Raw genomic sequence first — 14,666 nt, forward strand, 5'->3', positions numbered from 1 at the left:
CTGAACATGTCTACCGACAAACTCAGTGAATACCGCCAATGCGGCTCAGGCGAACGCCGGTTGGCCATTGCCCTTCCTGCTTGTCAAAGCTCATCCAGATGGCTGTCGCTTTGCCTACCAGATTCTTCTCCGGTACGAAGCCCCAATAACGGCTGTCTGCGCTGTTATCACGGTTGTCGCCCATCATAAAGTACATGCCCTGCGGCACGACCCAGCTTGACTGAGGCTGACCAGGCTGCTGATAGTACGAGCTGGCCTGACTTTGTGCCTGAGTGACCAGCAGAATACGGTGCGTTACGTCACCCAGCGTTTCATTGCGGGTCGCCAGACGAAGGCCACCTTGCATTGATTCGCCCTGCGGTTTCTCGTAGAAGCCGTTGCCCACTTCGTTACCGTCAAAGCCGCTGAAAGTCTGGATAAAATCACTTGGCTGTACATCGGAATAGGTCACCGGCACCGCTTTATCACAGCTCTGCTGGGCACAAGCGGGATTGATGGTGACGGTTTTGCTCTGCGGGTCATAAACCACGTGGTCACCCGGTAAGCCTACTACACGCTTGATGTAATCCATGCTCGGATCTTTCGGATATTTAAAGACCGCGATATCGCCGCGCTTAGGATGCCCGGTTGGGATCAGCGTGGTCTGGGTGATCGGATCTTTAATTCCATAAGCGAACTTCTCAACCAGGATGAAATCGCCGATCAACAGCGTTGGCATCATGGAACCGGACGGGATCTGGAAAGGCTCGTAAATAAACGAACGCACCACAAACACCAGCAACAGCACCGGGAAGACGGACGCTGCCGTTTCTACCCAACCTGGCTGTTTAGTGGCTTTATCCTGCTCCCCTGTGCTACCTGCAGCTGCGGTAGCTTCGGCCAACCTGGCCTTGCGGGCTGGTGCCCACTTGAATTTATCAATGCACCAGATTATCCCGGTGATCAAGGTCGCAATCGCCAAAATCAGGGCGAACATATTAGCCATTCCAGTTCCCTCGTAGCCTTAGGGCTTATTTACTTTCTTTACCAACATGGAGTATGGCAAGGAACGCTTCCTGTGGCAGCTCAACGTTACCAACCTGCTTCATACGTTTCTTACCGTCTTTCTGCTTCTGCAACAGCTTTTTCTTACGGCTGACGTCACCGCCGTAGCATTTCGCCAGGACGTTTTTACGCAGCTGCTTAACGGTAGAACGGGCAATGATATGGGTACCAATCGCTGCCTGAATCGCAATATCAAACTGCTGGCGAGGGATCAGCTCACGCATCTTCTCAACCAGATCGCGACCACGGTAAGGGGCGTTATCACGGTGAGTGATCAGCGCCAGCGCATCAACACGCTCAGAGTTAATCAGTACATCGACACGAACCATGTCAGACGTCTGGAAGCGCTTGAAGTTGTAATCCAGCGAGGCGTAACCACGCGAGGTCGACTTCAGACGGTCGAAGAAGTCGAGAACCACTTCAGCCATCGGAATTTCATACGTCAGGGCAACCTGGTTTCCGTGATACACCATGTTGGTCTGCATGCCGCGCTTCTCGATACAGAGGGTGATAACGTTGCCGAGGAATTCCTGTGGCAACAGCATATGACACTCGGCAATCGGCTCACGCAGCTCTTCGATGTTGTTCAGCGGCGGCAGTTTACCCGGGCTGTCAACATAGACGGTTTCGCCTGAGGTGGTGATCACTTCATAAACCACGGTTGGCGCGGTGGTGATCAGCTCAAGGTCATATTCACGCTCAAGACGTTCCTGAATGATCTCCATGTGCAGCAGACCCAGGAAGCCACAGCGGAAGCCGAAGCCCAGCGCCGTAGAGCTTTCTGGCTCATAGAACAGCGAAGCATCGTTCAGGCTCAGTTTGCCCAGCGCATCACGGAAGGCTTCATAATCGTCAGAGCTGATTGGGAACAGACCGGCATAAACCTGCGGCTTCACTTTTTTAAAGCCTGGCAGTGCTTTGTCTGCCGGGTTACGCGCCAGCGTCAGCGTATCGCCGACAGGTGCGCCAAGAATGTCTTTGATGGCACATACCAACCAGCCAACTTCACCGCAGTTCAGGGCATCACGAACCACGCGCTTCGGCGTGAAGATACCCAGACGGTCAGCGTTGTAGGTCTGGCCGGTGCTCATGACTTTGACTTTTTCGCCTTTGCGCAGCGTGCCGTTTTTCACACGGATCAACGACACAACGCCAAGGTAGTTATCAAACCATGAGTCGATAATCAGCGCCTGCAGTGGGCCATCCGGATCGCCTTCTGGTGGTGGGATGTCACGCACTAAACGCTCGAGCACGTCCGGTACGCCAACGCCGGTTTTTGCCGAGCAGCGCACCGCATCGGTGGCATCAATGCCGACGATGTCTTCAATTTCCTGGGCAACGCGATCCGGATCTGCCGCGGGCAGATCGATCTTGTTCAGCACCGGTACTACTTCCAGATCCATTTCCATTGCGGTGTAGCAGTTTGCCAGCGTCTGGGCTTCAACGCCCTGACCCGCATCTACCACAAGCAATGCACCTTCACAGGCCGCCAGCGAGCGGGAGACTTCATAAGAGAAGTCTACGTGGCCTGGGGTGTCGATAAAATTGAGCTGGTAAGTTTCACCGTCCGGCGCATGGTACGCGAGGGTTACGCTTTGCGCCTTAATGGTAATACCGCGTTCACGTTCCAGATCCATGGAATCCAGAACCTGTGCGGCCATTTCACGTTCGGTCAGGCCACCGCAAATTTGAATCAAACGGTCGGAGAGCGTTGATTTGCCGTGGTCGATATGAGCGATGACAGAAAAGTTTCTTATATGCTTCATTTATATGAATATTTTCGCTTAAACGTTCGGTTTAATTCTCGCGGTGGACATAGCTATTAACACTTCATGCAATGTACCCGCCATCAATGAGCACGCATCTTACACTGTTAGCCCCTTGCACGAAAGAATTCACATACATAGCCGGACATCAAATTCGCAACCGGAGGTGTCATTTTATAAACAAAATCTCTCTGTAAAGCGCAATGGCGTAACCAAAATAGGCGCTTTGGACTGTCACGATCAATTAAGGCCGCATGGCGGCCTTTATTCAGATAATGAAAAGCGGTTATGGCGTTGCCGGTGGATTCTTTGCCGGTAAGGTCACCCAATAACCTGGCTGATACGCCAGCGGCAGGAAGCGTTGATGGAATTCACGGAAGGTGGCATCGGGATCGATATCTTTGAACAAATCCGGGTGCAGCCATTTGGCCATCGCCTGAATCGCCACAAAGTTATAAGGGCTGTCATAGAACTGATGCCAGATAGCATGAACGTTGCCATTGCTGGCGACCGGTAAGGTTCTGAAGGCAGGACGTTCCATCAGCGCTTGCAGACGCTTAATCGCTTCCTTTTGGTCGGCGCCTGGCCCCACACCCACCCAACCGTTGGCGGTGTTGTAGTTTTTCCAGTTAGCGCCCGTCACAATCACCACATCCGGGTTTGAGCTGATGATTTGCTCAGGGTTGAGCATTCCAAAGGTGCCTGGGATCAGCCCTTTGGCGATATTCCGGCCGCCGGCAACCTCCACCATCCGGCCAAAGTTTTCATCGCCAAAGGACATGCAGCACTCTTCCGTGTAGCCACCGGCGCGATCCAACATCACTGAAGGACGTTTACCCTGATAGTTTTTCAGACGTTCGGTGACGATCTCGACCTGCTGACGGCGGAAAGCGATGATTTCATCTGCTCTTTTCGGATTGCCGACCAGCTGTCCCATGATGTGAATGCTCTTCTCCGCATTTTCAAACGGCTTCTCACGGAAATCGATAAAGACTACCGGGATGCCCAGTTTGCTCAGCTTATCAATCAGCTGGCCTTCATCGGTTGCCGCTTTAGATTCGAGGTTCATCAACACCAGATCGGGCTTCAGCGTCAGCGCCTGTTCAATGTTGAAGGTGCCGTCTTTCGCCCCGCCAAAGGTGGGCAGATTTTTGATCTGAGGGTATTTCTTTTCGTAATTCTGATAGCTGTCGAAATCCGCCTTCGGCAGATCGTCACGCCAGCCGACAACACGCTGGAAAGGTGCTTCGGTATCAAAAGCAGCCAGCAAAAAAATCTGCCGCCCTTCCCCGAGGATAATCCTTTTAACCGGCGATTTTATTTCGACTTTTCGACCACTGACATCTTCCACCACAAAAGACGCTGCCAGTGAAGAGACCGAAAATAACAGACAACCAACAAAGACACAGAACCTGGCCAAACGATGTTGCATGACTTACCCCAGAAAAAGTAATGATAATCATTATCATCAAAGAGTCAGCATGCTACGACGTTAGCAAATTGAAAACAACATGTGTCCGGGGATTTCGTAATGTTTCAGAGGGAGCGTAAGAAAAGTGAGATCGGCGTCACTTTATCGGCAAGATGAGAAGCAGAAAGGAGAAACCCGCCGTTAGCACGGCAGGTTGGCAAGCTTAGCGATCTGTCTCTACGCGCAGTGCATCAGGTGGTAGAGCAACGCTTAAGATAACAGGCTGGAATGAGGCCGATTTCCCCAAATACGTGGAGATGCCTTTCGCCAGGATGAAGCCACCAACCCCACCGAGCAACGCGCCAGATACTGCGGCAATATCGGTGTGAAACAATGCCTGAAACAGGCCAGCGACGATAAACAGTCCGACCAACGGCGTCATATAGACCAGCAGCGCTGAACTGAGCAGGCTTTTTTCGGCAATCCCCAGCTCAATCCGCTGACCGGCAGCTAACGGCTCGGCGCTGGCGACTTTCATTACGTGCGCATTTTTCGGCCCAAGCTTATCCAGCATATGGCTGCCGCACCCCTTCCGCGCAGAACAGCTGCTGCAGGAGGTTTTGATTTCTGAATGCAGCGTAGCAATGCCGTTGTTCCAGGAGACCACAGTGGCCCATTCTCTCATCATGGTGTTGATCCTAAATTGACCGCATCTGCAATACGCTTGGCGGTTGACGGTGGCAGTTCGCCAACGACAGTTATTTCCGCATTATTACGCACTTCAGTCTGCACCGTACGACGCCCAGTGCGCATTAGCTGCGGAGAACTGTTTTTATCCGCTGCGCTGACGTTGATGGAGAAGCTGAACAAGCCATCTGAGTATAGACGCGACTCAACCGGTTTATTCATTGAGGGGATCTGTCGGCGACTCTGTGTCACTTCTTTCATGCCGGTAGGTAACCAGTCGGCTTTCCACTTTAATGCCACTTTCTCGCTGGGTGGCACGGACAACGCGGGAGGAAGCGTGGATTTTTCCAGCACCTTCATCACGTTCTTCACGCCATCGTCTACCGCAAAGCTAATCACGCGGTATTGCTCCAGCGTTTCGCCATCGCGGTCCAGCAAATCAACCCGCAAAGGCAGTTTGGTTTCGCTGTCCAGCCAGACTATATAGCTGTAACGGGTTCCATCACGCGCCACAATGCGGATCACTTCGCACAGTTGATCGGCGATACGGGTACGCCCAACCGCAACAAAATCATAGTTGTCGGCTAGCTTGCGGAAATCGGCATACACGAGGGACGGAAGTGAATCGACAATATGGTCGCCAGGCAGGGTAAAGGGCTCCAGGCCAGGTTCGAAATAGCTTATTTCGCTCCCACGCTGAATAATCTCACGGCGCGGGCCATCCATCTGCAGCAGCTGAGCGTAGACTTTGTTGCCCAGCATTGCATGACGATAGCGTAAGGATTCAATCCCTAACCGAGAAACGTTGATATAGGCGAATTCATAACTGAGAGACTGGCTGGCCTGCTCCATCTGTTGCAAGAGCGCCCCGGAGGTGGTTGATTCCGCCGGGGCGACACTGGAGTACATCAGGCTGCCAGCCATTAGGCTGACGGCACACCAAAGTTGCTTCATTACTGCTGCTGAATTCCTAACGACTGATTACCGGGAACCTGAACAGCGGCTTGCTGATCGGGTGCCTGCTCAAACTGGAGCTGGTCGGAATGCAAACGACGCTGCAATTCATAATCCTGCAGCATGGCATTCACGCGACGACGCGAGTCCTGCACCTGCTGGCTGGCATTGGTGTTGTTGGTCGCACTTTCAGAAGAAGGTACACCAAGGCTAACAGGTGACGCCTGCCCCATCATCGGCAGCGTGTTAAACACCGGCGAATCGGATTGTGGCTGGCCATCCTGCGGCTGGTTGTAATGCTGAACACCAACAATCACGGCCAATGACACACACGCAGCAACTCCAATCTGAGTGATTTGGGCAGCCCATGGACGCACCTTGTGCCAGAACGGCATATTTTCATAGCGCTCTGGTTTGGGTTGCGCTTCAGGGATCAGCGTCGTGGTTTTGTTGACCGGCTCAAGTTCAATGGCGGCGGCAACGCGTGCGGCAATATCGAAATGCATAACCTGACCCACATCGCCACGCATAGTGTCGCGGATCAGGTGATAGCTTTCCCAATTTTTCTGCAGCGTAGCGTCTTTAGACAATGCGGATAAAACTTCATTATCTAAAGCCTCACCATCCATCAAAGCGGAAAGTTGTTCTTTCTGCATGCCTCAGTACCCTTCCTGTGTACGCTATGACTAGCGTTGGATAAGCGGTTGAATTTTATTATCAATAGCTTCTCGCGCACGGAAAATACGGGAACGTACCGTACCGACCGGACAATCCATAATGGCGGCTATCTCTTCGTAGCTCAAACCATCCAACTCCCTGAGGGTGATCGCCATACGGAGATCTTCAGGCAGCGTCTCAATGGTGCGAAAAACTATCTGCTTCAATTCTTCAGACAACATTAAGTTCTCAGGGTTCGAAATTTCTTTCAGTGCTCCTGCACTTTCGAAGTTTTCGGCGTCTATTGCATCCACATCACTCGCCGGTGGACGACGCCCCTGAGCAACCAGGTAATTTTTGGCCGTATTGACGGCGATTCTGTAGAGCCAGGTATAAAACGCACTGTCGCCACGGAAAGATTCCAGCGCACGATAGGCTTTTATAAAGGATTCCTGCACTACGTCAGGCACATCTCCGGAGGGGACGTAACGGGAAACCAGACTCGCCACTTTGTGCTGGTAGCGAACCACCAGTAAGTTAAATGACTTCTGATCTCCTTTCTGTACTCGCTCAACGAGAACCTGATCCGTTAACTGCTCGCTCATCCGAGGTAATGTCTCCCCAAATCTTGTTCCACGCGTTCTTGAACTACCCGCAATAACTCATATTTTTCGAGCAAGCATCCGCTTTGAGTGATCATCATGAGTAAAGTTCCGTTGCGCCATTATATTTGTGATGTTCTGCCGGAAAAGGATAAATCAGCGATCATTTTTATGATTTCTGACTGATTAAGCAGCCACTGCCCCCCTTTGCACTTTCGCATGTTAGCAAAAAGTGCCCCGTCAACGCCGCAGAGTACCCCATGGAGCCCGCTTTTTCACCTTAAAATCACGGTAATCCAAGGCTGTTCTCAATATTAAACCTTATCCTCGCTTAATTGACGCAAATTGACTTAATTCTTACATTTGCGAAAGTCTCGACCAGCTCACACTCTGCCTGTTGACAAAGAAAAAGCCTTTTTTCGTCCCGAAGTTGAGTGCTATGCTCAGCAAACAACCTGTTTAGTAAATTAAACACTATGACTTCTTCTCCTGAATACAGCTGTGACGTGTTGATCATTGGTAGCGGTGCCGCGGGCCTGACCTTAGCGTTGCGCCTGGCGGAAAAGCATCAGGTCACCGTATTGAGTAAAGGCCCGGTTAGCGAAGGCTCAACCTTTTATGCTCAGGGCGGAATAGCCGCCGTTTTCGATGAGACGGACAGCATTGAATCTCATGTTGAAGACACCTTGATTGCCGGTGGCGGCCTGTGCGACAGGGACGCGGTCTCGTTCATCGCCAGCAATGCGCGCCACTGTGTTCAGTGGCTGATTGATAACGGCATGCTGTTTGATAAAGAAAACCCGGACGCTTTGGAAGGTCGTTACCATTTGACCCGCGAAGGTGGCCACAGCCATCGTAGAATTCTGCACAGTGCGGATGCGACCGGTCGTGCGGTCGAAACCACACTGGTCAGCCAGGCATTGAGCCATCCCAACATTCATATTATTGAACGCAGCAATGCGGTGGATTTGATTGTCTCTGACAAAATTGGTCTGCCGGGCGAACGCCGCGTGGTCGGCGCCTACATCTGGAACCGTAAGCGCGAAAAGGTGGAAACCTGCCGGGCACGTTCTGTGGTGCTGGCCACGGGCGGCGCCGCCAAGGTGTATCAATACACCACCAATCCGGATGTGGCTTCAGGGGATGGCATCGCGATGGCCTGGCGTGCGGGTTGTCGGGTCGCCAATCTTGAATTCAACCAGTTTCATCCCACCTGCCTGTTCCATCCCGACGCCCGTAATTTCCTTTTAACGGAAGCGCTGCGTGGCGAAGGCGCGATCCTCAAGCGTCCCGATGGCAGTCGCTTTATGCCCGACTTCGATCCACGCGCTGGGCTGGCCCCGCGCGACATTGTCGCCCGCGCAATCGACCACGAAATGAAGCGGCTGGGGGCAGATTGCATGTATCTGGATATCAGCCATAAACCGGCTGAATTCATCCGTGCGCATTTCCCGATGATCGATGAGAAACTGCAAACGCTGGGCTTTGACCTAACCAAAGAGCCGATCCCCATTGTTCCTGCCGCCCATTACACCTGCGGCGGCGTGGTCGTCGATCGCCAGGGTTTGACGGATATCACCGGGCTGTATGCCATTGGCGAAGTCAGCTATACCGGTCTGCATGGCGCGAACCGTCTGGCATCGAATTCGCTACTGGAGTGTCTGGTTTACGGCTGGTCGGCAGCGGAGCACATCAATCAGCATCTGCAGGACGTCAGCATGCCGGAAAGCTTGCCGCAGTGGGATGAAAGCCGGGTCGATGATTCTGATGAACGCGTAGTGATCCAGCATAACTGGCACGAGCTTCGCCTGTTGATGTGGGACTACGTGGGGATCGTGCGCACCACGAAACGTCTTGAGCGCGCGCTTCGCCGCATCAATATGCTGCAACAGGAAATTGACGAGTACTACGCTAACTTCCGCATCTCAAATAACCTGCTGGAGCTGCGTAACCTGGTGCAGGTTGCGGAGCTGATTGTCCGCTGTGCGATGGAGCGAAAGGAGAGCCGTGGATTGCATTTCACGCTCGATTATCCCGAGCTGCTGGATGAGGCGAAGCCTACCCTTCTCTCGCCGTAGTGAGTTAGCGGAACAGATAGAAATCGCGCGTCAGGCTGCAATGCGCTTCGGAATAATTGTGGTCTGGCCCGCGAATCGTCATACGATCAACAAACGGTTCGCCGGGTTTGGGTGACAGTGCCAACAGCACGCGATTCGGCGGGCGCATTTCGGTATCCGATATATCCGTACGGCAATGCAGATGCCAGCCGCGCTGTTGAGCCAGCTCAACCAGTTTTTCTCCCGCTGAGGCTGGCAGCACCACACAGAAATAGCCTTCCTCGGTAATTAATTCTTCCGCGCAGCTCAGCAACACATCGTGCGTTAAATCCGTGGTATAACGAGCAGATGCGCGCTCAGGGCTGGCACAGTCTGTTCCGGGCACAAAATACGGCGGATTGCTGACGATCAGCGAGTAACGCTGCTCAGCGTTTTTTGACCAGTGAACAATGTCGTCCTGCCAGACGTGAATTCTGTCTGCCCAGGGGGACTCGGCGGCATTTTCCCGCGCCTGACCAACGGCCTGCTCGTCCAGCTCAACGGCATCAACCTCAACGTCCTGCCCGGTTCGCTGAGCCAGCATCAGTGCAATCAACCCGCTGCCGGTGCCGATATCCAGCACGCGTTGCGCACCTGCGACTGGCGCCCAGGCACCCAGCAACACGCCATCGGTTCCAACCTTCATCGCACAGCGATCGTGGGCGACAAAAAACTGTTTGAAGGTAAATCCGTTGGACCGAAGGACCGCTTTCTGTTGAGACATTTGACTGACCTGAAATGGAAACGGCGCTAGCATAGGACAATATCCTCGTAAGGAAAAGTCATTCAGACCACACAAACAGATGAAGATCGTGTTCAATCTGTCTATAATCAGCGCCCCAAACTGAGGTAGACCATGACTGTAACCACTTTTTCCGAACTCGAACTAGATGAAAGCCTGCTGAAAGCATTGCAGGAGAAGGGCTATACACGCCCTACGGCTATCCAGGCCGCTGCGATCCCGCCTGCACTGGAGGGTCGTGACGTTCTGGGTTCGGCACCAACCGGTACAGGCAAAACGGCGGCTTATCTGCTGCCCGTGCTTCAGCATTTGCTCGACTTCCCCCGTAAAAAATCCGGACCGCCGCGCGTTCTGATTTTAACGCCGACGCGCGAACTGGCGATGCAGGTTGCCGATCAGGCCCGTGAGCTTGCTAAATACACCCATCTGGATATCGCGACGATAACCGGTGGCGTTGCGTACATGAACCACGCGGAAGTGTTCAGCGAAAACCAGGACGTCGTGGTCGCCACCACCGGCCGTCTGTTGCAGTACATCAAAGAAGAGAACTTTGACTGCCGCGCGGTAGAATCGCTGATCCTCGATGAAGCGGACCGCATGCTGGACATGGGCTTTGCCCAGGATATCGAAACCATCGCGGCTGAAACCCGCTGGCGCAAACAGACATTACTGTTCTCGGCCACGCTGGAAGGCGATGCAATTAAAGACTTCTCTGAACGTCTGCTGAACGAGCCGGAAGAAATTGAAGCCGATCCGGCCCGCCGCGAACGTAAAAAAATTCTGCAGTGGTACTACCGCGCAGATGACGTTAAGCATAAAACCGCGCTGTTGATCCACATGCTGAAACAGCCTGAAGTCACCCGCTCCGTGGTATTTGTGCGTAAACGTGAGCGTGTGCACGAGCTGTGTGGCTGGCTGCGTGAAGCGGGCATTAACACCAGCTATCTGGAAGGCGAACTGGAGCAGTTCAAGCGTAACGAAGCGATTAAACGTGTGGTGGATGGCCGTGTAAACGTGCTGGTCGCAACCGATGTTGCCGCGCGCGGTATCGACATTGAAGATGTCAGCCACGTGTTCAACTTCGATATGCCACGCACCTCCGACACCTACCTGCACCGTATTGGTCGTACTGGCCGCGCGGGTAAGAAAGGCATCGCGATTTCGCTGGTTGAAGCACACGACAACGTGTTGTTGGGTAAAGTGACTCGCTACATCAAGGAGCCGCTGAAATCCCGCACCATTGACGAACTGCGTCCAACCACTCGTCCGCCGAGTGAGAAGCTGAACGGCAAGCCGTCGAAGAAAGTGCTGGCCAAGCGCAAAGAGCTTAAACAGACGGAAGCGAAAGAAGCGCAGCCGCGTGCGAAAGAGCGCCATCGCGATACCAAGAACATTGGTAAGCGTCGTAAGCCTACCGCAGTGGCCAAACCGGACAGTGCTGAATAATTGCACCGCATAACAAAAAACCGCCCTTAGCAGGCGGTTTTTTTATGTCTGTGATGCAGAAAAATAACGGTTCCAACAACTTTTCAATCTGAAAATGGGCATTGTTGCCTCAGTCCAATTTAACCCTGAAATAACAACCCCCTATTTTCATTAACTTTCATCAGATTACAATGAAAATAGCGCTGCTGCACTTTTCAACACGCGTCCTATTTTCATGGCGATAACAGGGGTAATTTTCCCCGATTATTACAGACTTTCTGTGAAGGTACGGGCGATCACATCGCGCTGCTGTTCTGGCGTCAATGAATTGAAACGCACAGCATAGCCAGAAACACGGATTGTCAGTTGAGGATACTTTTCGGGATGATCGACAGCATCCTGCAGCGTCTCGCGGCGCAGCACGTTAACATTCAGATGCTGACCGCCTTCCACACGCACTTCCGGCTTCACTTCCAACGGAATTTCACGGTATTCGATTTGGCCTAACTCACTGACCGGCACAACCTGATCCTGGTTGTAACCTTCTTTGGCACACACGCAGCGTGCTTCAGCTTTTTCGTCGTCCAGCAGCCAGAATGAGTTCAGCAGACCGGCGTTGGATGCTTTAGTAATTTGAATTCCGGTAATCATGATTGTGCCTCCAGGCAGTTCAGGGCTGATAACTATCAGCAAGGATAATGGAGCAGGATTGACTCATATCCGATCTGTATATCAGCCCGAAGGTGGTGCCTCTTTGACCAAAATCAATATTCTGCCGCGGATGAAAATGCATCCCTGAACAACTTAATGATTTAGCTCAATTTTCGTCAAACTCCCGCTTCATATTTTTTTGTAAAATATCAACAATATTTTAAGTTTTACCGATCGCGGTTCCACGTTAAGCTACACGGCTTAAATGTTAAGGAGGCGATAATGGCCAACACACTGACCTGGCACGACGTGCTGGCAGAGGAAAAAGAGAAGCCCTATTTCATTGAAACGCTGGCCAAAGTGGCTCATGAACGTGCGTCGGGCAAAATCGTCTATCCGCCTCAGAAAGATGTGTTCAACGCGCTAAGAATGACGGAATTAGGGGATATCAAAGTGGTGATCCTCGGTCAGGACCCTTATCACGGCCCCAATCAGGCACATGGTCTGGCCTTCTCAGTGCTGCCTGGCGTGGCTGTGCCGCCATCACTGGTGAATATGTACAAAGAGCTGGTTACAGACATTCCCGGTTTCATCCGTCCGCAGCACGGCTTCCTCGAGAGCTGGGCACGTCAGGGCGTGATGTTGCTCAACACCGTTTTAACTGTTGAAGGCGGCAATGCCCATTCACACGCGAAATTTGGCTGGGAAACCTTTACCGACAGAGTGATCGCTGCGATTAACGAACATCGCGAAGGGGTGGTATTCCTGCTGTGGGGCGCACATGCGCAAAAGAAAGGCAGCATTATCGATCGTCAGCGGCACCATGTGTTGCTGGCACCTCACCCTTCCCCACTCTCAGCCCATCGTGGCTTTTTTGGTAGCGGTCATTTTTCAAGCACCAACGAATGGCTGGAGCAGCACGGCGAAAAACCGATCGACTGGCAGCCGGTTTTGCCGGAATAACAGCATAAAAAAAAGCACCCGAGGGTGCTTTTTTACTGGGTCAGCGCGATTACGCTTTGGCTTTCGCTACGGCAACCATCGCCGGACGAAGCAGACGGCCATTCAGCGTGTAACCACGTTGCATCACCATCAGAACGTGGTTTGGCGCCACATCCTCAGATTCCATCATCGACATCGCCTGGTGCAATTCAGGGTTGAACGGCACGTTAATGTCACCAATCACTTCCACACCGAATTTACGGACTGCGCCCAACAAAGATTTCAGCGTCAGCTCAATCCCTTCGACCATTGAGTTCAGTTCAGGATTGCTTTTGTCAGCCACTTCCAGCGCGCGCTCCAGGCTATCGATCACTGGCAGCAGTTCGTTGGCAAATTTTTCCAGCGCAAATTTGTGCGCTTTTTCGACGTCCAGTTCGGTACGGCGACGGATGTTCTCAATCTCAGCCTGGGCACGGATTTGAGCTTCACGTACGCCACCCTGAGACTGTGCCAGCTGGACTTCCAGCTCGGCAATACGCTCATCACGCGGATCGACCGCTTCGGCTGTGTCTGCGCCCTGATTCTGCGCCTGCTCCATCTCGATATCGTCTGAGACTTGCTCGTTTGGGGTGTTCTGTTCTTTACTACTCATGAATTTCTCCGCGTTTATGCACATTCATCTCGCTGGTTCGCTTATTATGGGGATCAGAATTGCGGTTTCAAGGGAACCCGTCACATTGTCTGAGGTAGTTTACCTCATGAGGAACGCCAGCATCATGAACAAACATTTCAACTGTATCGGTATTGTGGGCCATCCGCGCCATCCTACCGCGTTGACGACACACGAGATGCTCTATCGCTGGCTGACAACCAAAGGCTACGAGGTGATTATCGAGCAGCAGATCGCCCGTGAGCTGAATCTGACGGACGTTGAAACCGGCACGTTGGCGGAAATTGGTCAGCGAGCCGACCTTGCCGTAGTGGTCGGCGGTGATGGCAATATGCTGGGCGCGGCGCGCGTACTGGCCCGTTACGATATCAAAGTGATTGGGATCAATCGTGGCAATCTTGGCTTTCTGACCGACCTCGATCCGGATAATGCCCAGCAGCAGTTAGCCGACGTGCTGGAAGGTAAGTACATTACAGAAAGCCGCTTCCTGCTTGAAGCGCAGGTGTGCCGCCAGGGACGTGAGCCGCGCATCGGCACGGCCATTAATGAAGTGGTGCTGCATCCGGGCAAAGTCGCCCATATGATTGAGTTCGAAGTCTACATTGATGAGTCGTTCGCCTTCTCTCAGCGCTCCGATGGCTTGATTATCTCCACGCCGACCGGTTCAACGGCGTATTCACTTTCCGCAGGCGGCCCCATTTTAACGCCGTCTCTGGATGCCATCGCGATTGTGCCGATGTTCCCGCATACGCTCTCCGCAAGGCCACTAGTGATTAACAGCAGCAGCACCATTCGCCTGCGCTTTTCCCATATGCGCGGCGACCTGGAAGTCAGCTGTGACAGCCAGATTGCCCTGCCAATTCAGGAAGGTGAAGACGTGTTGATCCGCCGCAATAACGATCACCTCAATCTCATCCATCCACAAAACTATAATTATTTCAATACGCTGAGCTCTAAGCTCGCCTGGTCGAAAAAATTGTTTTAAAAACCAACGCCAGCTACTTTACTGGTTATAAAAC

The 14,666-nt window shown here is 52.7% G+C and carries 14 protein-coding genes; 4 read left to right on the forward strand and 10 right to left on the reverse strand.

Annotated elements, in window-relative coordinates:
* Nucleotides 1–22: 22 nt before the first annotated feature.
* The 7 genes from lepB to rpoE all read right to left on the reverse strand — a co-directional run bounded on the left by lepB (nt 23) and on the right by rpoE (nt 7,124).
* Complete coding sequence (lepB, locus tag E2F51_RS01535; protein ID WP_105760854.1) at nt 23–985, reverse strand: signal peptidase I; 963 nt, start codon at nt 983–985, stop codon at nt 23–25.
* 25 nt (nt 986–1,010) lie between these two features.
* Nucleotides 1,011–2,810, reverse strand: coding sequence for a translation elongation factor 4 (gene lepA / locus E2F51_RS01540; protein ID WP_134822580.1), 1,800 nt, complete (start codon nt 2,808–2,810; stop codon nt 1,011–1,013).
* A 286-nt stretch (nt 2,811–3,096) separates the two neighbouring features.
* Nucleotides 3,097–4,242, reverse strand: a complete 1,146-nt coding sequence (locus E2F51_RS01545) for an ABC transporter substrate-binding protein (RefSeq protein ID WP_245174165.1) — start codon at nt 4,240–4,242, stop codon at nt 3,097–3,099.
* Nucleotides 4,243–4,444: 202 nt separating this feature from the next.
* The gene (gene rseC, locus E2F51_RS01550; protein WP_013203432.1) at nt 4,445–4,909 is read right to left on the reverse strand and encodes a SoxR-reducing system protein RseC; all 465 of its coding nucleotides are present in this window, start codon (nt 4,907–4,909) and stop codon (nt 4,445–4,447) included.
* On the reverse strand, nt 4,906–5,862 hold the full coding sequence (gene rseB / locus E2F51_RS01555; RefSeq protein WP_013203433.1) for a sigma-E factor regulatory protein RseB: 957 nt from the start codon (nt 5,860–5,862) through the stop codon (nt 4,906–4,908). Before rseB ends, rseC begins: the two co-directional genes overlap by 4 nt.
* The gene (rseA, locus tag E2F51_RS01560; protein WP_013203434.1) at nt 5,862–6,518 is read right to left on the reverse strand and encodes an anti-sigma-E factor RseA; all 657 of its coding nucleotides are present in this window, start codon (nt 6,516–6,518) and stop codon (nt 5,862–5,864) included. Before rseA ends, rseB begins: the two co-directional genes overlap by 1 nt.
* A 30-nt stretch (nt 6,519–6,548) precedes the next feature.
* The gene (gene rpoE / locus E2F51_RS01565; RefSeq protein ID WP_013203435.1) at nt 6,549–7,124 is read right to left on the reverse strand and encodes an RNA polymerase sigma factor RpoE; all 576 of its coding nucleotides are present in this window, start codon (nt 7,122–7,124) and stop codon (nt 6,549–6,551) included.
* A gap of 473 nt (nt 7,125–7,597) precedes the next feature.
* On the opposite strand from rpoE, the gene nadB reads away from it, so the two are divergent.
* Complete coding sequence (nadB, locus tag E2F51_RS01570) at nt 7,598–9,199, forward strand: L-aspartate oxidase (RefSeq protein WP_134822581.1); 1,602 nt, start codon at nt 7,598–7,600, stop codon at nt 9,197–9,199.
* Between the two features lie 4 nt (nt 9,200–9,203).
* Here the strand turns inward: nadB and E2F51_RS01575 are convergent, their stop codons facing one another.
* Nucleotides 9,204–9,941, reverse strand: a complete 738-nt coding sequence (locus E2F51_RS01575; protein WP_134822582.1) for a tRNA1(Val) (adenine(37)-N6)-methyltransferase — start codon at nt 9,939–9,941, stop codon at nt 9,204–9,206.
* Nucleotides 9,942–10,073: 132 nt separating this feature from the next.
* On the opposite strand from E2F51_RS01575, the gene srmB reads away from it, so the two are divergent.
* The gene (srmB, locus tag E2F51_RS01580) at nt 10,074–11,405 is read left to right on the forward strand and encodes an ATP-dependent RNA helicase SrmB (protein ID WP_013203438.1); all 1,332 of its coding nucleotides are present in this window, start codon (nt 10,074–10,076) and stop codon (nt 11,403–11,405) included.
* A 246-nt stretch (nt 11,406–11,651) separates the two neighbouring features.
* Here the strand turns inward: srmB and grcA are convergent, their stop codons facing one another.
* On the reverse strand, nt 11,652–12,035 hold the full coding sequence (gene grcA, locus E2F51_RS01585; RefSeq protein WP_134822583.1) for an autonomous glycyl radical cofactor GrcA: 384 nt from the start codon (nt 12,033–12,035) through the stop codon (nt 11,652–11,654).
* A gap of 282 nt (nt 12,036–12,317) precedes the next feature.
* On the opposite strand from grcA, the gene ung reads away from it, so the two are divergent.
* Entirely contained in the window at nt 12,318–12,998 is a 681-nt protein-coding gene (gene ung / locus E2F51_RS01590; RefSeq protein ID WP_013203440.1) for a uracil-DNA glycosylase, read from the forward strand.
* 49 nt (nt 12,999–13,047) lie between these two features.
* On the opposite strand, the gene grpE is transcribed toward ung, so the two are convergent.
* Nucleotides 13,048–13,629 (reverse strand): nucleotide exchange factor GrpE, encoded by a 582-nt coding sequence (gene grpE / locus E2F51_RS01595; RefSeq protein WP_013203441.1) that lies wholly within the window; start codon nt 13,627–13,629, stop codon nt 13,048–13,050.
* Nucleotides 13,630–13,753: 124 nt separating this feature from the next.
* On the opposite strand from grpE, the gene nadK reads away from it, so the two are divergent.
* Nucleotides 13,754–14,632 carry an NAD(+) kinase gene (gene nadK, locus E2F51_RS01600; protein ID WP_013203442.1) on the forward strand — a complete coding sequence of 293 codons (879 nt, stop codon included), beginning with the start codon at nt 13,754–13,756 and terminating at the stop codon, nt 14,630–14,632.
* The last annotated feature ends 34 nt before the right edge of the window (nt 14,633–14,666 follow it).

Source organism: Erwinia sp. QL-Z3 (assembly GCF_004551645.1).
GTDB lineage: Bacteria > Pseudomonadota > Gammaproteobacteria > Enterobacterales > Enterobacteriaceae > Erwinia > Erwinia billingiae.